This is a genomic window from Calidifontibacter indicus (assembly GCF_003386865.1).
Taxonomy (GTDB): domain Bacteria; phylum Actinomycetota; class Actinomycetes; order Actinomycetales; family Dermatophilaceae; genus Yimella; species Yimella indica.
Genome location: NZ_QTUA01000001.1, coordinates 3,355,315 through 3,375,660, shown reverse-complemented (window position 1 = coordinate 3,375,660; position 20,346 = coordinate 3,355,315). Strand labels below are relative to the sequence as shown.

The 20,346-nt window shown below is 67.2% G+C and carries 14 protein-coding genes; 8 read left to right on the top strand and 6 right to left on the bottom strand.

What is annotated here, in order from left to right:
* Positions 1-14: 14 nt before the first annotated feature.
* Complete coding sequence (locus DFJ65_RS16010) at positions 15-1,340, bottom strand: peptidoglycan-binding domain-containing protein (RefSeq protein WP_115923888.1); 1,326 nt, start codon at positions 1,338-1,340, stop codon at positions 15-17.
* Positions 1,341-1,640: 300 nt separating this feature from the next.
* Here DFJ65_RS16010 and rpoB point away from each other — a divergent pair, with 300 nt between their 5' ends.
* Entirely contained in the window at positions 1,641-5,126 is a 3,486-nt protein-coding gene (rpoB, locus tag DFJ65_RS16005) for a DNA-directed RNA polymerase subunit beta (RefSeq protein WP_115923887.1), read from the top strand.
* A 99-nt stretch (positions 5,127-5,225) separates the two neighbouring features.
* Positions 5,226-9,131 carry a DNA-directed RNA polymerase subunit beta' gene (locus tag DFJ65_RS16000; RefSeq protein WP_115923886.1) on the top strand — a complete coding sequence of 1,302 codons (3,906 nt, stop codon included), beginning with the start codon at positions 5,226-5,228 and terminating at the stop codon, positions 9,129-9,131.
* 180 nt (positions 9,132-9,311) lie between these two features.
* On the opposite strand, the gene DFJ65_RS15995 is transcribed toward DFJ65_RS16000, so the two are convergent.
* The gene (locus tag DFJ65_RS15995; protein ID WP_115923885.1) at positions 9,312-10,286 is read right to left on the bottom strand and encodes a type IV toxin-antitoxin system AbiEi family antitoxin domain-containing protein; all 975 of its coding nucleotides are present in this window, start codon (positions 10,284-10,286) and stop codon (positions 9,312-9,314) included.
* Between the two features lie 179 nt (positions 10,287-10,465).
* A complete protein-coding gene (locus DFJ65_RS15990; protein ID WP_147301434.1) occupies positions 10,466-11,908 on the bottom strand; it encodes a hypothetical protein in 1,443 nt (480 codons plus the stop codon).
* Positions 11,909-13,120: 1,212 nt separating this feature from the next.
* Between DFJ65_RS15990 and DFJ65_RS15985 the strand changes: the two genes are divergently transcribed.
* On the top strand, positions 13,121-13,333 hold the full coding sequence (locus DFJ65_RS15985) for an arsenate reductase/protein-tyrosine-phosphatase family protein (protein ID WP_170144128.1): 213 nt from the start codon (positions 13,121-13,123) through the stop codon (positions 13,331-13,333).
* Positions 13,330-13,698, top strand: a complete 369-nt coding sequence (locus DFJ65_RS15980) for a low molecular weight phosphatase family protein (protein WP_147301433.1) — start codon at positions 13,330-13,332, stop codon at positions 13,696-13,698. Before DFJ65_RS15985 ends, DFJ65_RS15980 begins: the two co-directional genes overlap by 4 nt.
* A 1-nt stretch (position 13,699) precedes the next feature.
* Here DFJ65_RS15980 and DFJ65_RS15975 read toward each other — a convergent pair whose 3' ends face one another.
* From DFJ65_RS15975 to cysC, 3 genes are all read right to left on the bottom strand, one after another.
* Positions 13,700-14,017 (bottom strand): hypothetical protein, encoded by a 318-nt coding sequence (locus DFJ65_RS15975; protein ID WP_115923881.1) that lies wholly within the window; start codon positions 14,015-14,017, stop codon positions 13,700-13,702.
* A gap of 103 nt (positions 14,018-14,120) precedes the next feature.
* Entirely contained in the window at positions 14,121-15,044 is a 924-nt protein-coding gene (locus tag DFJ65_RS15970; protein ID WP_245950333.1) for a sulfite exporter TauE/SafE family protein, read from the bottom strand.
* A complete protein-coding gene (gene cysC / locus DFJ65_RS15965; protein WP_245950331.1) occupies positions 15,041-16,162 on the bottom strand; it encodes an adenylyl-sulfate kinase in 1,122 nt (373 codons plus the stop codon). The genes DFJ65_RS15970 and cysC overlap by 4 nt, the downstream gene beginning before the upstream one ends.
* Before the next feature lie 115 nt (positions 16,163-16,277).
* Between cysC and cysD the strand changes: the two genes are divergently transcribed.
* The 4 genes from cysD to DFJ65_RS15945 all read left to right on the top strand — a co-directional run bounded on the left by cysD (position 16,278) and on the right by DFJ65_RS15945 (position 20,148).
* Positions 16,278-17,216, top strand: a complete 939-nt coding sequence (gene cysD, locus DFJ65_RS15960) for a sulfate adenylyltransferase subunit CysD (RefSeq protein ID WP_115923879.1) — start codon at positions 16,278-16,280, stop codon at positions 17,214-17,216.
* Positions 17,216-18,454, top strand: a complete 1,239-nt coding sequence (locus DFJ65_RS15955) for a sulfate adenylyltransferase subunit 1 (protein WP_115923878.1) — start codon at positions 17,216-17,218, stop codon at positions 18,452-18,454. Before cysD ends, DFJ65_RS15955 begins: the two co-directional genes overlap by 1 nt.
* A gap of 140 nt (positions 18,455-18,594) precedes the next feature.
* Positions 18,595-18,780 carry a hypothetical protein gene (locus tag DFJ65_RS15950; RefSeq protein WP_115923877.1) on the top strand — a complete coding sequence of 62 codons (186 nt, stop codon included), beginning with the start codon at positions 18,595-18,597 and terminating at the stop codon, positions 18,778-18,780.
* 735 nt (positions 18,781-19,515) lie between these two features.
* Positions 19,516-20,148, top strand: a complete 633-nt coding sequence (locus DFJ65_RS15945) for a TerD family protein (RefSeq protein ID WP_211308467.1) — start codon at positions 19,516-19,518, stop codon at positions 20,146-20,148.
* The last annotated feature ends 198 nt before the right edge of the window (positions 20,149-20,346 follow it).

Below are 20,346 nucleotides of genomic sequence, written 5' to 3'. Positions count from 1 at the left end.
TGACGTGGTGTCGATCAGTTGATGACGACGCTGTTGCGGTTCGGCGGCTGCAGACGGGGGTGCCCGACCCGGTATCCGGGGTTCGTGGATGCGTACAGCCGAAGACCGGCCTCGGTGATGCGTCGCGCGTAGGCGTTGCTGCCGGACAGGTAGGGGTCGATGACGACGAACTCGCCGTTCGATGCGGTGCCGAGCACAGCGATCCAGTGCGATGCGTCGCCGGAGAAGGTCGTTCTCCACCATGGCAGCTGCCTGATGTTCCCGCCGCATATCGTCGCGCGTCCGGCTCGGCCGAGGGAGATGGTGTCGGCGATCCCGCCTTGGCGCCCGGTGAGGCCGTAGGTGGCGAAGCCTCTGAGCAGTTCCCAGTATTCGGTGCCGATCTTGTTCCGGTCGGTGACCCCGGCCACGGCGTCCAGAGCGCAGGAGCGCCGGAAATCATCGATCGCCGCGCCGGCACCGGCAGTCGTGTAAGCCCACTTGCGCGGAAGTTTCCCACGGGACGCCAGAATCGCGACCGCGCTCGCGGGCCCGCAGTTGGTGCCTTTCACCGACGAGGAAAGTTGACTCACCGGGTAGAGCCCCCCGATTCCCGGGGCGCCGAAGAGTCTGGTCCAGATGACGGCATCAGGGTTGGACTGTGTGTGGCCGTAACCGGCCGAGACGCGGAAGTTGCCGAGATCGAGCATCGTCTGCGCGAACGCGAGCGACGATCCGGTCAGGTAGGGCGTCGCGTCCGCGCCGGTGGAGAAGACGTACCCGTGCTTGTGCAACAGCACCTTGAGGGCGCCGGCGTGCCACGAGGTGGTGTCGGCCGCGACCGAGCGTCGCGATGCGAGGAAACGGATGGTTGCTTCGTCGCCGAGGCCGGTGACAGGCAAGCCGTTTCGCCGCTGGAACGTGCGGACGAAGTCATAGAAGGTGCGTGTGTACGTGGTGTCCACCGCAGTGCGCCAACCCAGCCCGTTCAGCAGCAACTTGAACGCGCGGATGTTCCTGGGATCAGACGTGGATGTGACAGCGGCGAACGTGGCGGCGGACGCAGCCTGCACCGAGGTGCCGAACAGAATGCCGGCGACGGCGGAACCGAGTACGAAGCGACGAGAAACGGTCATGACGATTCCTTGGACGTGACGACCCCTTGGACGTGACGACGCACCTACCGCCTGCGCGGGCCCCGCGGTGCTCCGGCCGACGCCAACGGTAGTCCAAAAGGGTCGATGGTCGAGCCCGTTTCTGACATCGGGATCGGAACTGGTGCCGCCGGCGCTGCCAGTTGCGATCTCGAAGGCAGCCGCGGTCCGCGCACCGCCAGAAGCGACCACCTGCGACACGCGCATCGAAGGCTCTTGACCCCGGCACCCACCCCGGTGCACCCTTTTGACAGTTGATGTCGCCCGGGGTGGGGGGTCTTGTGCCCGCGGCTGGACATTTCCGCATCGCGTGTCTATAGTTGACGTTTGCGCTGCCCTCTTCAGCAACCCATTTTCGATCCGGCGACAACATTCGGCCGATCTCCGCTCCACGGCGGGACGATCTCCGATTTGCGAAGCCGCGGTTGTCCTGCCTCCGGGTGGGTGGGGACGCCGGAGCTGGTGTAGCCGACCAACCGCCCGTACCGGCCTGTGGAAGGACCCTCCTTGGCTGCCTCGCGTACTGCGACCCAATCACTGTCCTCGGCGAAGACGGCTTCGGGCCGTCTTTCTTTCGCGAAGATTCGCGAACCCCTGGAAATGCCCGATCTGCTTGCTCCGCAGACGGAGAGCTTCGACTGGCTGCTCGGCAACGAGCGCTGGCAGGAGCGCGTCGCGGAGGCCAAGGCCGCCGGACGCGACGACCTCAACGAGCGTTCCGGTCTGGAGGAGATCTTCGAGGAGATCTCCCCGATCGAGGACTTCGCCGAGACGATGAGCCTCTCGTTCCGTGACCACCGCTTCGAGGAGGTCAAGTACTCCATCGAGGAGTGCAAGGAGCGGGACATGACCTACTCGGCGCCGCTATTCGTCACGGCCGAGTTCATGAACCACAACACCGGCGAGATCAAGAGCCAGACGGTCTTCATGGGCGACTTCCCGCTCATGACCGACCGCGGCACCTTCATCATCAACGGCACCGAGCGTGTCGTCGTGTCGCAGCTGGTGCGTTCGCCGGGCGTCTACTTCGAGCGCTCGATCGACAAGACGTCCGACAAGGACATCTACACCGCCAAGATCATCCCGAGCCGCGGTGCGTGGCTCGAGTTCGAGATCGACAAGCGCGACATGGTCGGCGTCCGCGTCGACCGCAAGCGCAAGCAGTCGGTGACGGTGCTGCTGAAGGCCCTCGGTCTGTCCGAGGCCGCCATCCTGGAGCAGTTCGGCGAGTACGACTCGATCCGCCAGACCCTGGAGAAGGACAACACCACCACCCAGGACGAAGCGCTGATCGACATCTACCGCAAGCTGCGTCCGGGCGAGCCGCCGACCAAGGAGGCCGCACAGAACCTCCTGAACGGTCTGTACTTCAACGGCAAGCGCTACGACATGGCGAAGGTCGGTCGTTACAAGGTCAACAAGAAGCTGGGCCTCGAGGCTTCGCTGAGCGAGTCGACCCTGTCGGTCGACGACATCGTTGCCACGATCAAGTACATCGTCGCGCTGCACGCCGGTGAGACCACCCTGCCGGGCCGTCGCGACGGCAACGACGTCGACATCCGTGTCGAGGTCGACGACATCGACCACTTCGGCAACCGTCGCCTGCGCAACGTCGGCGAGTTGATCCAGAACCAGGTGCGTACGGGTCTGTCGCGCATGGAGCGTGTCGTGCGTGAGCGCATGACCACGCAGGACGTCGAGGCGATCACGCCGCAGACGCTGATCAACATCCGGCCGGTCGTCGCCTCCATCAAGGAGTTCTTCGGCACCAGCCAGCTGTCGCAGTTCATGGACCAGAACAACCCGCTCGCCGGTCTGACGCACAAGCGTCGTCTGTCGGCGCTCGGCCCGGGTGGTCTGTCCCGTGACCGCGCCGGCATGGAGGTCCGCGACGTCCACCCGAGCCACTACGGCCGTATGTGCCCGATCGAGACGCCGGAAGGCCCGAACATCGGTCTGATCGGTTCGCTCGCGAGCTTCGGTCGCATCAACCCGTTCGGTTTCGTCGAGACCCCGTACCGCAAGGTCGAGAACGGTGTCGTCACCGATGACGTGCACTACCTGTCCGCCGACGAGGAGGACGAGTTCGTTATCGCGCAGGCCAACGCGCCGCTGACGGCCGACAACCACTTCGCCGAAGACCGCGTGCTGGTGCGTGCGAAGGGTGGCGAGGCGACCGACGTCCCGCACGACGAGGTCGACTACATGGACGTCTCGCCGCGCCAGATGGTGTCGGCGTCCACCGCGCTGATCCCGTTCCTTGAGCACGACGACGCGTCCCGCGCCCTCATGGGTGCCGCGATGCAGCGTCAGGCGGTGCCGCTGGTCAAGGCCGAGGCGCCGTTGGTCGGCACCGGCATGGAGTACCGCGCCGCGCTCGACTCCGGTGACGTCGTCCGCGCCGAGAAGGCCGGTGTGATCCAGGAGGTCTCGGCCGACCTGGTGACCGTCGCCAACGACGACGCGACCTACACCACCTACCGCATCGCCAAGTTCGACCGCTCGAACGCCGGCACCTGCTACAACCAGCGGGTCGTCGTCACCGAGGGCGACCGGGTCGAGGTCGGCGGCGTCATCGCCGACGGTCCGTCGACCGACGGCGGTGAGATGGCGCTGGGTAAGAACCTGCTCGTGGCGTTCATGCCCTGGGAGGGTTACAACTTCGAGGACGCCATCATCCTCAGCCAGCGTCTGGTGCAGGACGACGTTCTCTCCTCGATCCACATCGAGGAGCACGAGATCGACGCCCGCGACACCAAGCTGGGTCCGGAGGAGATCACCCGGGACATCCCGAACGTCTCCGAGGAGGTGCTGGCCGACCTCGACGAGCGCGGAATCATCCGCATCGGCGCCGAGGTTCGCGACGGCGACCTGCTCGTCGGCAAGGTGACCCCGAAGGGTGAGACCGAGCTGACCCCGGAGGAGCGCCTGCTGCGCGCCATCTTCGGTGAGAAGGCCCGTGAGGTCCGCGACACCTCGATGAAGGTGCCGCACGGCGAGACCGGCACCGTCATCGGCGTCAAGGTCTTCGACCGCGAAGAGGGCGACGAGTTGCCCCCGGGCGTCAACCAGCTGGTGCGCGTCTACGTGGCCAATAAGCGCAAGATCACCGACGGTGACAAGCTCGCCGGCCGCCACGGCAACAAGGGGGTTATTTCCCGCATCCTGCCGGTGGAGGACATGCCGTTCCTGGAGGACGGCACCCCGGTCGACGTCATCCTCAACCCGCACGGTGTGCCGCGTCGTATGAACCTCGGCCAGATCCTCGAGTTGCACCTCGGCTGGGCTGCCAGCCGCGGTTGGAACATCGAGGGCGAGCCGGAGTGGGCCGCGCAGATCCCGAAGGACGCCTACCAGGCGCCCGCCGGCTCGCGCGTTGCCACCCCGGTGTTCGACGGTGCGTCCGAGGGAGCCATCACCGGTCTGCTGGAGTCGACCAACACGGCCCGCGACGGCCAGCGTCTGGTCGAGACCACCGGTAAGGCGCGACTGTTCGACGGTCGTTCCGGTGAGCCCTTCCCGGAGCCGGTCTCGGTCGGCTACATGTACATCCTCAAGCTGCACCACCTGGTCGACGACAAGATCCACGCGCGTTCGACCGGTCCGTACTCTATGATCACCCAGCAGCCGCTCGGTGGTAAGGCGCAGTTCGGTGGTCAGCGCTTCGGTGAGATGGAGGTGTGGGCCCTGGAGGCGTACGGCGCTGCCTACGCGCTGCAGGAGCTGCTCACCATCAAGTCGGACGACGTGACCGGACGCGTGAAGGTGTACGAGGCGATCGTCAAGGGCGAGAACATCCCGGAGCCGGGTATCCCGGAGTCCTTCAAGGTGCTCATCAAGGAGATGCAGTCGCTCTGCCTGAACGTCGAGGTGCTGTCCAGCGACGGCCAGACCATCGACCTTCGCGACTCCGACCAGGAGGTCTTCCGGGCCGCCGAGGAGTTGGGCATCGACCTGTCCCGTCGCGAGCCGAGCTCGGTCGACGAAGTCTGATCGTGAAGCGGCGTGGGGTGCTGCCACCCGCAGCGCCCCCGCCCTCCCGATCAACCAGAACTTTCTCCCAAGAGACAGAACGAAAGAAGGAAGCACCAAGTGCTTGACGTCAACTTCTTCGACGAGCTTCGCATCGGCCAGGCCACGGCCGAAGACATCCGCCAGTGGAGCCACGGCGAGGTCAAGAAGCCGGAGACCATCAACTACCGCACCCTCAAGCCGGAGAAGGACGGACTCTTCTGCGAGAAGATCTTCGGTCCGACCCGCGACTGGGAGTGCTACTGCGGCAAGTACAAGCGAGTCCGCTTCAAGGGCATCATCTGTGAGCGCTGCGGCGTCGAGGTGACCCGTTCGGCCGTGCGTCGTGAGCGCATGGGCCACATCGAGCTGGCCGCGCCGGTCACCCACATCTGGTACTTCAAGGGTGTTCCGTCGCGTCTGGGCTACCTGCTCGACCTCGCCCCGAAGGACCTCGAGAAGGTCATCTACTTCGCGGCCTACATGATCACCTCCGTCGACACCGACCAGCGCCACAAGGACCTCCCGTCCCTCGAAGCGCAGATCGAGGTCGAGAAGAAGGAGATCGAGAACCGTCGCGACGGCGACATCAACGTGCGCGCCACCAAGCTCGAGGGCGACCTCGCCGAGCTGGAGAAGGAAGGCGCCAAGGCCGACGTGCGTCGCAAGACCCGCGAGTCGGCCGAGCGCGAGATGACGCAGATCCGCAAGCGCGCCGACCAGCAGATCGAGCGCCTCGAGCAGGTCTGGGACCGCTTCAAGAACCTCAAGGTCCAGGACCTCGAGGGCGACGAGGTGCTCTACCGCGAGATGCGTGACCGTTTCGGTCTGTACTTCGAGGGTGGCATGGGCGCGGCTGCGCTGCAGAAGCGCTTGGAGTCGTTCGACCTCGAGGCCGAGGCCGAGTCGCTGCGCGAGACCATCGCCACCGGCAAGGGTCAGCGCAAGACCCGTGCGCTGAAGCGCCTGCGCGTCGTCACCGCCTTCCAGCAGACGACGAACAGCCCGGCCAGCATGGTGCTCGACGCGGTCCCGGTCATCCCGCCGGACCTGCGTCCGATGGTGCAGTTGGACGGTGGCCGTTTCGCGACGTCCGACCTCAACGACCTGTACCGCCGCGTGATCAACCGCAACAACCGACTCAAGCGTCTGCTCGACCTCGGTGCGCCGGAGATCATCGTCAACAACGAGAAGCGCATGCTTCAGGAGGCTGTCGACAGCCTCTTCGACAACGGACGTCGTGGTCGCCCGGTCACCGGGCCGGGCAACCGTCCGCTGAAGTCGCTGTCCGACATGCTCAAGGGCAAGCAGGGTCGCTTCCGTCAGAACCTGCTCGGTAAGCGCGTCGACTACTCCGGCCGTTCGGTCATCGTCGTCGGCCCGCAGCTGAAGCTGCACCAGTGCGGTCTGCCCAAGCAGATGGCTCTGGAGCTGTTCAAGCCGTTCGTGATGAAGCGTCTGGTCGACCTCGACCACGCGCAGAACATCAAGTCGGCCAAGCGCATGGTCGAGCGTCAGCGTCCGCAGGTGTGGGACGTCCTCGAGGAGGTCATCACCGAGCACCCGGTGCTGCTGAACCGTGCACCCACGCTGCACCGTCTGGGCATCCAGGCCTTCGAGCCGCAGCTGGTCGAGGGCAAGGCTGTTCAGATCCACCCGCTGGTCTGCACCGCGTTCAACGCTGACTTCGACGGTGACCAGATGGCCGTTCACGTGCCGCTGTCCGCCGAGGCCCAGGCTGAGGCACGCATCCTGATGCTGTCGAGCAACAACGTCCTGAAGCCGGCCGACGGCCGCCCGGTCACCATGCCGAGCCAGGACATGATCACCGGCATCTACTTCCTCACCTCCCAGGACGGTGAGGTGGCTGCCGACGGCGCGACCAACGGTGAACTGCGCACCTTCGCCACCCCGGCCGAGGCCCGCATGGCCTTCGACCGCGGCGAGATCAAGCTGGGTTCGCTGGTCAGCATCCGTCTCACCGAGCAGGTGCCGCCGGAGGGCTTCGACCTGCCCGAGGGCACCGAGGTCGACGAGCTCGGGCGCGCGTCGTTCCGTCTGGCGACCACGCTCGGTCGGGTGCGGTTCAACGAGACGCTTCCGGAGGACTACCCCTTCCTGAACCGTGCGATCGACAAGAAGGGTCTCGCGGCCGTGGTCAACGACCTCGCCGAGCGTTACCCGAAGGTGCAGGTCGCCGCGTCGCTCGACGCGCTCAAGGAGGCCGGCTTCTACTTCGCCACGCGTTCGGGTTGCACCGTGGCCATCGGCGACGTGCAGACCCCGAGCAACAAGCAGGAGATCCTTGCCGGGTACGAGGTGCGCGCCGCGAAGATCCAGACCCAGTACGACCGTGGTCTGATCACCGACCAGGAGCGTCGCGACGAGCTGACCGACATCTGGCGTCAGGGTGCGGACGAGGTTGCTGCAGAGATGCAGAAGAACTTCGACCCGAAGAACCCGATCTTCCGCATGGTGTCCTCGGGCGCCGGTGGTAACTGGTTCCAGATCCGTCAGATCGCCGGTTCGCGTGGTCTGATGGTGAGCCCGCGTGGTGACATCATCCCGCGTCCGATCAAGTCCAACTTCCGTGAGGGCTTGTCGGTGCTGGAGTTCTTCATCTCCACGCACGGCACGCGTAAGGGTCTTGCCGACACCGCGCTGCGTACGGCCGACTCGGGTTACCTGACCCGTCGTCTGGTCGACGTGTCGCAGGACGTCATCATCCGCGAGTCCGACTGTGGCACCGACCGTGGTCTGGTGCTGCCGGTTGCGCAGCGCAACGCCGACGGGGAGCTCGTCGAGCACGAGAACGTCGAGTCGTCGGTCTACGCCCGCACCCTCGCGGTCGACGTCGAGTCGAACGGTGAGGTGCTCGCTGCCGCCGGCTCCGACCTGGGCGACGTCAACCTCGACAAGCTGCTCGCAGCCGGCGTCGAGGAGGTCAAGGTCCGCTCGGTGCTCACCTGTGAGTCCCGCGTCGGCACCTGCGCGATGTGCTACGGCCGCTCGCTGGCCACCGGCAAGCTGGTCGACATCGGTGAGGCCGTCGGCATCATCGCGGCCCAGTCGATCGGTGAGCCCGGCACGCAGCTGACGATGCGTACCTTCCACACCGGTGGTGCGGCTGCGGCCGACGACATCACCCAGGGTCTGCCCCGTGTGGTCGAGCTGTTCGAGGCACGCACCCCCAAGGGTGTCGCCCCGATCGCCGAGGCCAGCGGACGCGTCCAGGTGAAGGACGACGACAAGTCGCGCACGATCGTGCTCGTTCCGGACGACGGTGGCGAGGAGCAGACCTACCCGGTCAGCAAGCGCGCCCAGTTGCTCGTCGAGGACGGCCAGCACGTCGAGGTCGGTGCGCTGCTCGTCAAGGGTGCGATCGACCCCAAGCAGGTGCTGCGCATCCAGGGCGCTCGTGAGGTGCAGAAGCACCTCGTCGACGAGGTGCAGGGTGTGTACCGCCAGCAGGGTGTGTCGATCCACGACAAGCACATCGAGGTCATCGTGCGCCAGATGCTGCGTCGCGTGACGATCATCGAAGCCGGTGACACCGACCTGCTCCCGGGTGAGCTGGCCGAGCGTGGCCGCTTCGAGGACGCCTCGCGCAAGGCGGTCGCCGAAGGCGGACGTCCGGCGTCCGGTCGCCCCGAGCTGATGGGTATCACGAAGGCGTCGCTCGCGACCGACTCGTGGCTGTCGGCGGCCTCCTTCCAGGAGACCACCCGCGTGCTCACCGAGGCTGCGATGCACGGTCGTAGCGACCCGCTGCTCGGCCTCAAGGAGAACGTCATCCTCGGTAAGCTCATCCCGGCCGGAACGGGTCTGCCCCGTTACCGCAACCTGTCGGTCGAGCCCACCGAAGAGGCAAAGCAGGCGCTCTACGCGCTGCCCGACTACCAGCCCTACGACTACCCGGTCTTCGGCCCGGGCAGTGGCGAGGCGATCCGCCTCGACGACGAGGCGTTGGGCTTCTCGGACAGCTGAGTTCTGCGAGTTGGCCCCGGTTCCCTTGGTGGAGCCGGGGCCTTCGCGTTCCCTCTGTCGGGTCGGACGGTGCGGGTCGGATGGTGCGGGTCGGATGGTGCGGGGCAGGCGCGGCCGGGGCGGGCGGCTCCAGTGAAAGATTGCTGCTGCTATGACAGCAGCGATCTTTCACTGGAGAGCTCACGCGCTCAGCCGGACGGCGCACTCGGCCCGCCGACAGGCGCGCACGCGTCCGCCCCAACCTCGGACGGCGAGCATCGCGCCGATCTCGGCGGCCGTGGCACAGGTGCTGATCGCGACATCGGGCCAGAAGACGCGGGTTGTCGTGCCGGTGCCGAGGGCTGCTTGGCGGTCGCGACGTCCGTCGGCCACTCGGTCGACCCATTGCTCGTGGCCGAGGCGTCCGTCGACCTCGACGATCAGACCGAACGCGTCGTAGAGGTTGTCGTGGCGTCCGGCGATCTCCCGCGCCTGCCGCCTCGCCACCGGCAGCCCATGGGCGCGCTCGACATCGCGGATGTAGCGAACCTCCGCCGGGCTCTCGGCGCCGGCCTCGATGTCGGCCAGGCAATCTCGCAGCAGCACGCCGTGCGGGTGGCGTCCGAGCTGGCGAAGTTCGTCGGCGATCAGCGCGGTCGTGGTGCGCTTCTGCTGGATCGCGCGGGCCACCCAGTGGAGCGCTTCGTCGGCCGATCCGGTTGCGGCGCAGTCGAGCACGGTCGTGACCAGCTTGGTGCGGGGCGGGGTGAGGGTCGGCACGATGCGGCGCTCGAAGTCGCCCACACGCCGAGGGGCCGGTGTTGCCGCGGCGATGATCCGTCCACTGGGAATGACGAGTTCGACCGTCTTCGGCGGCTCGGGAGACAGCCGCCAGAGGTAGGCGGCCGCCTTGCCGGCGACCGCAGCGCGCACATCGTGCGGGTCGACGCGGGGATCGGCCGCGAGCACCGCCGCCCAGATCGCGACCGCCGTGTCGCGTCGTCCGGGTTTGGTCAGGTAGACGCCCGGCCGCACCGCCGTCCACCGGGCGGAGTCGAGGCGCCACCGGATCGTCGCCGGCGACATGCCAGCAGCCAGGCATTGGGCGCGGCTGAGCAGATCGGCCTGCTCAGCCGCCCACATGCCCAGCTGCCTGGTGGCCCTGGTGGCGGTCATCGGCACAGGGTGGCCCATCGCCGCGGATCGCGTTCGAGTTCTCCACAGGCCCGGTAGCCGGGCGGCTCCAGTGAAAGATTGCTGCTGCCCTGACAGCAGCAATCTTTCACTGGAGAGCCGGAAGCCCTCGGGCAACTCCGCTCCTGGGAGCTGCCCGAGGGCTTCGCCGGTCGCCTCGCTCAGCGCGTGATGTACGCCGAGACGTCGACGATGATCTGGGTGCGCGCGCTGGTGTAGATGCGCACGTACCCGTCGGTGCCGACCTTCGCGACGATGCTGTTCGCGATCGTGCGGCCGGCGGTGTAGTTGACTGTCGACGCGGTCGGGCGGGTGCCCTGCGGCCAGACCGTCACGAAGCCGTTCGCAGCGGGTGCGACGGCGGTGATGTTGAGCGACACCGCCTTCACGTTGGTCGCCGGCACCCCGCCGACCCCCACCACGCGGACGGCGATGGTCTGGCCGCCGCCGACCGAGCCGGTGCCCGTTCGGGTGTCGAGCAACCTCGACGGCGTGATGCCGGTGAGGTCGGAGGTGCTCGGGAAGTAGCCCGCGACGTCGACGGCGACGTTCGCACCGGCGGACGGGGAGAAGTTGACGTAACCGTCGGCCCCGATCTTCACGACGACGAACCCGGCGATGTTCTGGCCGCGTTCGAAGTTGACGTTCGACGCGTTCGGCTTCGAGACTCCGGACGGCCAGACGGTGGCGTACCCGGCGGCCGCGGGGCCGATGGTGGTGACGTTGAGCGCGACGGCCTTGGCGGTCGAGGGAACCCCGGCCATGCCGGCCACCTTGAACCGCAAGGTCGCTCCGCCGGCGACCGTCGCTTTGGCGGCGCCTGTTCCGGTGCGGGTGTCGACGATGCGGGTCGGGCTTGCCGGCACGTACTTGCCGCCGGCCGTCGGGTAGTAGCCGAGCACGTCGACCAGGAGGTGGGTCGTGGCGCTCGTGTAGAGCGTCACCTTGCCGTCGCTGCCGGGCCGGACGATCGCCTGGTTGGCGATCACGCGTCCGGCGAGGTAGTTGAGGTTGGACGCCGTCGGGCGAGACCTGCCCGAGGGCCATGCGGTGACGAACCCGCTCGAGCTCGGGCCGACGGCGGTCACGTTGAGCACGACCGCCGCGACTCCGCTCGACGGCACGCCGCCTCGTCCGGCGACCTGAACCGACACCGAACTCGCCCCGTACACAGGCGCTTTCGCCGCCCCGAGGCCCGAGCGGGTATCGAGCAGCCGCACCGGGTCGAGCGGGTTGTAGCCGCTGACGGTGGCCGGTGGCGGGTTCGAGCACGTCTGGCCGGTGACGCGGGCGCAGAGCTTGTAGGTGCCGGACTGATCGGAATAGTTCGGGCGGAACTGAATGAAGTACGTGCCGCCGAGCGAACTGGTAAAGGTGATGGTGTTGCATGTTCCGCTGGTGAAGGCACAGGAGCCGGACGTGGAGATATTGGTGTGCGCCGAGTCGAAGACACGCATGACGCCGCTGCCAACCAGCGTTCCAGCGAGGTCTGACGATGTGATGGTGTACGACCGTCCTGCGATCGTGCTGATCGAGTAGTAGTCGATGTCGGCGTCACGGGTGTTGTACGCCGGGTCGCGCGGTGCGATAGACGCAGTCCGCACCTGACCGAGGATTTGAGGTTGTGCCAGGTACATCGTGTCGTTCGGTTCGCCGTTTGCGTCCTGTACAAGTCCGAGGCCCGACTGTGGGAGGACGCGCACCCGGTAGGCACCGCTGAGGTTCGAGTAGTTCGGGAGCACCTTGACGAAGTATGTGCCGCTGAGGCTTCTGCGAACGCTGCGCGCGCCGACACATTTCCGCTGCCGTTGAAACACGCGTTCGCCACCTCGGACGACGAACTGTTGTACACGCGGATGCACAGATCGCCCAGGCTGCGTGCGACGTCGAGCACTTCGGCGGTATATGTCTGCCCAGCCACTGCCGAGAAGTAGAACCAGTCGACATCCGACCCGTTGGTGTTGAATGCAGGGTTGCGCGGTTCGATGGCGCGGGACAGTCCTGCGATACCTGGAGTGATTGGTGCGGCAGTGGCAAGGGTGTTGTTCGGCTCCCCGCTCGCGTCGCGAGTGAGACCGCTGTCGAACTGGGGGAGTACGCGTACCCGGTACGTTCCGGTCATGTTCGAGTAGTTGGGCAGCAACTCGATGTAGTAGCGCTGCCCTGCGACGGCGTTGATTCCGATGGTGGCGGAGCTGGGTGAGGACCCGGTGAAGCACTGTGTGCCAATGCGTGTTCGTGCAACATCGTAGATACGGATGCAGAGGTCACCCAACGAGGCCGACACGTTGTAGGCGTCTACCGTGTAGACGCTCGCGGACGTGGCGACGAAGGTGTAGTAGTCCTTCTGCCCGCCGGCGGTGATTGCTCCGGCGACGCCGGTCGAGTTGACGGCGATGGGAGTGGCGGTGTCGAACGAAGAACCCGCGGCTTGCGCGGGAGCGGTGACGCCGGCGAAGGCGAGGACGAAGGCAACGAACAGCGTCCAGGCGGTGTGGGCCCGACGCTTCCTGGTGGCAGGAGGCTTCATGGTCGGAACGTATTGGTCCAGGGACGAGCCGGCCCACTTATTGCGCGAACTCGTCAGATCCGCAAGAAACCGCCCGTTCGTCGAGTCCAGTGAAAGATTGCTGCTGTCATAGCAGCAGTGATTCTTCACTGAAGCGCTCAGGCGCAAGCGGGACGACCGGGGACGTGGTGGGGGAACGCGTCCCCGGTCGGAGCGTCGCTCAAGGAGGGGGGTTCGGCGTCCCGATCCGCGGACCCCGACCCTGCTCGATCGGGCGTCGACGAGGTCGCCGGATAGGCTTACGGCTGTGAGCGATGCACGGATTTTGGTGGTCTGCACGGGCAACATCTGCCGGTCCCCGTACATCGAGCGGGTGCTTGCAACGCAACTCGCCGGACGCGGGTACACGGTCGAGAGCGCGGGCACGCGGGCCCTCGTCGACTACCCGATGGAGCCGCAGGCCTGGCCCAGTTGGAGCGGCTCGGCATCGACGACGGCGGCTTCCGTGCACGGCAGTTGACCCCCGAGATCGCGGCCGAGGCCGACCTGGTGCTGACCGCGACCCGCGCCCACCGTGCAGATGTCGTGAGCCTGCAGCCCAAGGCCCTCAAGTACACGTTCGCGCTCGCCGACTTCGCTCACCTGGTCGACGGCATCGACGAGGTGCCGCCGGCGCAGACCGGCTTCTTCGGGCCGGCCGACGACTCCTTCATCGGGCGGCTGGTCGATCACATCGGTAAGCGCCGCACCGCGATTCACCCGATCGCGGAGGACGACGCCGACATCGTCGACCCCTACCGGCGCCCGCCGGAGGTATTCGCCCAGATGGCCGTCCACATCGACGCGGTCACCCCGCCGGTGGTGCGGGCCCTCACCCTCGAGTGACTCAGCCTCGAGTGACCGAGCGCGCCTCGGCCCGAGTGCGACGCACCGCCCAGTAGCCACACGCCGTCCAGATCACCAGCACGCCACCGAGGTTGAGCGCGGTCATCTTCGCCATCGACGCCCCGGTGTACGCGGGCATGTCGGCCGGCACCACCACGGAGCGGGCTCCGAACGCGGAGACGACGTTGGGGCTACGGCGGGTGCGCACCTTGTTGCGTGCGACGACCTCGGTCGTGCCGCTGAGTCGGCGCGGGCTGAGCACCGACAGTTCGGTGGGGGTCGCGCCCTGCCAGGAGATCGTGGCCGAGCACTTCCACATGCGCGGCAGTGTGCCATGGCAGTGTCACGATGCTGCGCTCGCCACGGTGGACGGCGAGCGTCGGCGTGATCCGATGGCGAGGATAAGCGCCCGAGCAACGCGCTCAGATCGTGTAGCTCTCCTCGGTCTCGATGCTCGCCCGCATCTGCCGCTCCAACCGCTGCCGCACCAGCGCCCACACCACCGGGCACAGCAGCACGGCGGCGCAGCCGATGATGCCGACGACGGTCGGCGGCACCTTGAGCATGGTGAGTCCGGTGAGCGTCAGCACGATCACGATGCCGCCGCGCACGACGGACGGCGCGACACGCTTGGACAGCCGGGCGCCGAGGTAGGTGCCGGGGGTGCCGCCGAGCACGAGCGGGATGAGCACAGACCACGTAACACCCTGAGTCACAACGTGACTGAGCGCCGCCGCTATGACGAGCGGCACGGCCTGCACCAGGTCGGTGCCGACGAGTTTGCGAGCCGACAGCATCGGGTAGAGCAGCACCAGCGCCACCATGATGAGCGACCCGCTGCCGACGCTGGTGATGCCGACGAGCAGCCCACCGAGGGCACCGATCGCGATGGTCGGCACGGGCCTGATCACGGTCTCCATGCCTTGCCGACGTCCGACCCCGCCCGACGCGTCGAGGTAGAGGCGCACCGCGTAACTCACCGCAGCGATGAGCAGCGTGGCGCCGATGATCAGCTTGAGGGTGTCCTGCTGCGCGCCGTCGTCGCCGAGCAGCGACACGATCCAGCCGCCCATCAGCGCCGTCGGCACCGACCCGATCACGAGGTACTTCACCAACCGCAGATCGGGCGACCCGGTGCGCCAGTGCACGGCCGCGCCGACACTCTTGTTGGCGGCCGCGGCCACGAGGTCGTTGGCGACGGCGGTGGTGGGCGGCACGCCGAGGAAGATCAGCGCCGGCGTCATCAGGGCGCCGCCGCCCATGCCGGTGAGCCCGACCACGATGCCGACCAGGAACGACACCGTCAGCAGCGACGGGAACTGCCCGCCGATGAGGTCGGCGATCACCGCGCCGGCTCGGTTTCGGAGTCGACTTCGAGCGAGGCGCCGGACGTCGCGAGCGTCGCACCGGCCGACAACCCCGTCCAAGCCGTCGACTGCGGGCCGGACGGCTGGATGAGCGCCACGATCTGCGCGACGGCGTCCGCGACCGGCACCTGCGCGGTGTCGATGACGAGTTCGGCGTCGGCGGGTGTTTCGTACGGGGCGCTGATGCCGGTGAAGTCGGGGATCTCGCCGGCCCGCGCCTTGGCGTACAACCCCTTGCGGTCACGGCGCTCGCACTCCTCCAGGGAAGTGGCGACGTGCACCAGCACCATGCGTCCGCCGGCGGAGGTGACCATCTCGCGCACGGCCCGCCGGGTGGCGTCGTACGGCGCGATCGGGCAGGCGACCACGACGCCGCCGTGGGCGACGATCTCGGCGCCGACCCACCCGATGCGGCGGATGTTGGTGTCACGGTCGGCGGGGGAGAAGCCGAGACCGGCGGACAGTTCGCGGCGCACCTGGTCGCCGTCCAGCAGGGTGACGGTGGAACCCGTGCGCACGAGTTCTTCGCGCAGTGCGCGGGCGATGGTCGACTTGCCCGAGCCGGACAGGCCGCTCAGCAGAACAAAAACGCCTGTGGGGGCGTGGGATTCGTGTTCGCTGATCGAGGTCGACGAGGTGATGCCGAGCTGCTGCTCGACCAGGGCGCGGTGGGGCGAGTCGGCGGTGACCGGCACGGCGACGACGCTCAGATCGGGCCGCACCTCGGCCGCCGAGAGCGCCGACCGCAGGCAGCCGGCGGCACGGTGGCCGAGCTGGTGGCTCGGTGTCGTGGGCACGAGGAGCACGGCGTCCTGGGGCGCGAAAGACGCGGCGGACGAGGGCTGGTCGACCCACACGGCGACCTTCCGGCCGGCTGGTCGCGGGGCGCTGTAGAGCCCCGCGAACGGACGCGAATCCTCTGTCTCCCAGTCGAACTCACCACCGGCGAACCGTCCGACAACCGCACCTTCGAGATCGACCACCTCGTCACCGTCCGCAAACGGCGGCAGGTCGACCTGGGCGAGCGAGGCGAACCCGTCGCGCACGAGCATCAGCTCGTCGAGCGCGGCGGCGTCGAGGCGGATCTGTTGCGGCACGAAGGGGTCCTTCCCGGGCGATGGTCTGCGATGCGGACACCCGAGGCATCCATCTGCGTTACCGATAACATAACGAGAAGTTTTGGAATTGCCCGACCGCACCGAGGAGTGAGACGTGAGCGTCGATGCCGAGGCACCACAGGCGTCCGCAGCAGTCGCCGACCGACTGAGCGAACTGGACCTGCTCGAAGCCGAGTCGATCCACATCATCCGCGAGGTGGCCGCCGAGTTCGAGAAGCCGGTGCTGCTGTTCTCCGGTGGCAAGGATTCGATCGTCATGCTGCGGCTGGCGCAGAAGGCCTTCCACCCCGCGAAGATCCCGTTCCCGGTGATGCAGATCGACACCGGCTACGACTTCCCGGAGGTGCTGGCCACCCGCGACAACTGGGTGAACGACCTCGGGGTCAACCTGATCGTCGCCTCCGTCGAGCAGGCCATCGCCGACGGCGTGGTGGTCGACGACGGCAAGACCAGCCGCAACCGCCTGCAGATCGGCACGCTGCTCAACGCCATCGAGGAGAACGGCTTCACCGCCGCGTTCGGTGGCGGACGGCGGGACGAGGAGAAGGCGCGCGCCAAGGAGCGCATCTACTCCCACCGCGACGACTTCGGTCAGTGGGACCCCAAGAACCAGCGTCCGGAGTTGTGGTCGCTCTACAACGGGCGCATCCACGCCGGCGAGCACATGCGCATCTTCCCGCTGTCGAACTGGACCGAACTCGACATCTGGCACTACATCGCCCGCGAGCAGATCGAGATTCCGTCGATCTACTTCAGCCACCAGCGGCGGGTGTTCGAGCGCGACGGCATGCTGCTGAGCGAGTCGGAGTTCAACCCGCTGCGCGAGGGCGAGACCGTCAGCGAGCGCACGGTGCGCTTCCGCACGGTCGGCGACCTCACCCTGACCGGCTGCGTCGAGAGTGACGCCGCCACCTACGAGCAGATCGTCGACGAGGTCGCGGTGGCTCGAGTGACCGAGCGCGGCGCGACCCGCGGCGACGACCGGTTCTCCGAGGCTGCCATGGAAGACCGCAAGAAAGAGGGCTACTTCTGATGGATCTGCTGCGTTTCGCCACCGCCGGCTCGGTGGACGACGGCAAGTCGACGCTCATCGGGCGGCTGCTGCTCGACTCGAAGGCGATCTTCGAAGACCAGCTCGAGGCGGTCGAACACACCTCTCGCACAAAGGGTTACGACTACACCGACCTGGCGCTGCTCACCGACGGACTGCGGTCTGAGCGCGAGCAGGGCATCACGATCGACGTGGCCTACCGCTACTTCGCGACGCCCAAGCGCAAGTTCATCATCGCCGACACCCCGGGGCACGTGGAGTACACCCGCAACATGGTGACCGGTGCCTCGACGGCCGACCTCGGCCTCGTGCTGGTCGACGCGCGGCAGGGGCTCACCGAGCAGTCGCGCCGCCACGCGGTGTTGCTGTCGCTGCTGCGGGTGCCCCACATCGTGCTGGCCGTCAACAAGATGGACCTCGTCGACTTCGACCAGGCCCGCTTCGACCAGATCGACGAGGAGTTCACCGCGTTCGCCGCCAAGCTCAACGTGCCGGGCATCCGGGTGATCCCGGTGTCGGCGCTGCAGGGCGACAATGTCGTCGAGCACTCGGCGAACATGCCGTGGTACGAGGGTCCGGCGCTGCTGCAGCACCTCGAGACCGTCCAGGTGCACCACGAATCCCGCGACGCCGCAAGGCTTCCCGTGCAGTACGTGATTCGCCCGAAGTCGGACGACCACCACGACTACCGCGGCTATGCCGGACGCGTCACCGGTGGCACCTTCCACGTCGGCGACGAGGTGGTGGTGCTGCCGAGCGGGCAGCGTTCGACCATCGAGGCGATCGATCTCTTCGACAAGTCGCTCACCGAGGCGCCCGACCGGCTGTCGGTGACGCTGCGTCTGACCGACGACATCGACGTCTCCCGCGGCGACGTGATCGCGCTCGTCGACGAGGCGCCGCAGGTGGCCAAGGACGTCAGCGCCACCGTCTGCTGGATGACCCAGCAGCCGCTGCGAGTCGGTCAGAAGCTCGCCTTCAAGCACACGACCCGGACGGGGCGGGCGATCGTGCGCGGTCTGACCCACCAGCTCGACGTCAACACTCTCGAGCCGGTGGGCTCGCCGGAGTCGTTGCAGCTCAACGAGATTGGTGAGGTTTCATTGCGCCTGTCGCAGCAGCTGGTGACCGATGCCTATGCGGAGAACCGCACCACGGGGTCGTTCATTCTCATCGACGAAGCCAGCGGTGTGACGGTGGGGGCGGGCCTCATCGGCTGAGCGCTCGCTCGAGGCAATCCGTTGGCCCCGAGGTGACTCCGTCTGCGGAGTTGCCTCGGGGCTTTCGGATTATCTGGGCGCGCGATGAGGCACGATCGAAGAGTCAGCGTGCGAAGCCAACTCTCCGGGGGAGATTTCCGATGCAGCAGCGCTACCTGAATATCGCGTGGGTGCTCACGGCCATCGTGGCCATCTGGGCGATCATCGCGGGCAACGTCGACAGCATCCCGTATTGGACGATCGCCATCCCGGCGGTGCTGGCCGGCTTCTGGTGGGCCTTCGGACGCGGGTTTCTCGGGAGCGAGCGCGACGACGCCAAGAAGTGACGGGTCGGCGTCATCGGCTGAGCGCTCGCTCGAGGTAATCCGTTGACGCCGAGGTGACTCCGTCTGCGGAGTTGCCTCGGGGCTTTCGGATTATCTCGGGGCTATGGGGCGCGACGTGACCCGCGCCGGGGCAAGGCTCGGACGGCGGTCCCGGACGGCGGGCTCGGGCCACGTGGCATCTTTCACTGGGGGAGCCCGCGTGCGTGCCCGGCCGATCCAGCGCCGATTTGTTGCGTGATTGCGGCCACAGCGCAACAAACTTCCGATCTTCGGGTACCAGGACTATCTTCCGCGAATGGATCTGCCTGTCGCGAGTGATCGCTCGCTGGGGCCTCGGGTGTTGCGGACAGCCCGGGAAGGTTGCACGGGCTCGCCCGTGTGTCAGCCCCATCGCGGTCGCTCGGGGGAGCGACAGGCAGCCTGCCGTCCACCGGGCACAGCTTGATAGGTGGGAGTCGGGCTCGATGCCGGTGCATCGGAGGTTGTGCACCGGTACGAGTCTGCACTCGACGTACTACGTGACCGCAGTTCCACCGCGACGTGGTGCTGGGGATTGTGGTGAGTGTGCCGCCGGTGTCGGGGGCCGCCGCGGGTTAGCGTGGTCGCGACACGGAGGAAACCGACGCGGCCTTGGGCTTCGTCACCACGAGAGGGCGCCCCATGGCGATCGACTTCACACGACCCCAGCCGTCAGCGAACGGCCCGTCTGCACAGAACGGCCCGACCGGTGGCGGGGTGAACCTGAGCAAAGTCACCTTGTCGAAGAGCGCACCGACGGTGAACCTCGCCAAGCGCGGCGAGAGCCAGGGCGCGATGCGGGTGAACCTGAACTGGTCGCAGGGTGCAGCGGCACCGGCCAAGAAGGGACTCTTCAGCAAGTTGGCCGCCGCGGCGCAGGCGAGCAGCGCGGTCGACCTCGATCTCGGCTGCCTGTATGAGTTGTCGAATGGGCAGAAGGGCGTGATTCAGGCGCTCGGCAACAGCTTCGGTGCGCTGCAGGCCCCGCCGTTCATCCAACTGGACGGTGACGACCGCTCCGGTGCCGTCGCCGGCGGCGAGAACATGCACATCAACCTGGCGCAGCCCGACGTGTTTCGGCGCATCCTCATCTTCGCGATGATCTACGAAGGCGCCCCCAACTGGGCCGCCGTCGACGGAGTGGTCACGCTCTTCCCGACGTCGGGCCCGCAGGTCGAGGTGAAGCTCGACTCGCCCAACAACTCGGCGCGCATCTGCTCGATCGCGCTGATCCAGAACACGCCGCAGGGCGTCACGGTGACCCGTCAGGTCGAGTACGTGCAGGGCAGCCAGCGCGACCTGGACCTCAAGTACGGCTGGGGTCTGCAGTGGCAGGCCGGGCGTAAGTAGGCGCTGTCACGTAGACGCTCGGTTTCGACTCGGCTCGACCGCCGCTGGTTGAGCCGTCCGGAGCGTTAGCGGAGACGAGTCGAAATCGGTTGTGGTTCAACGGGATCGCGGCTGGCGAGCGGCGTCAGGCCGCAGACGCGGTCTTGGCGTAGTGCCAGGTGACGCCGGTGTCGGTGGCGGTGAGGTTGTCGCGGTGGA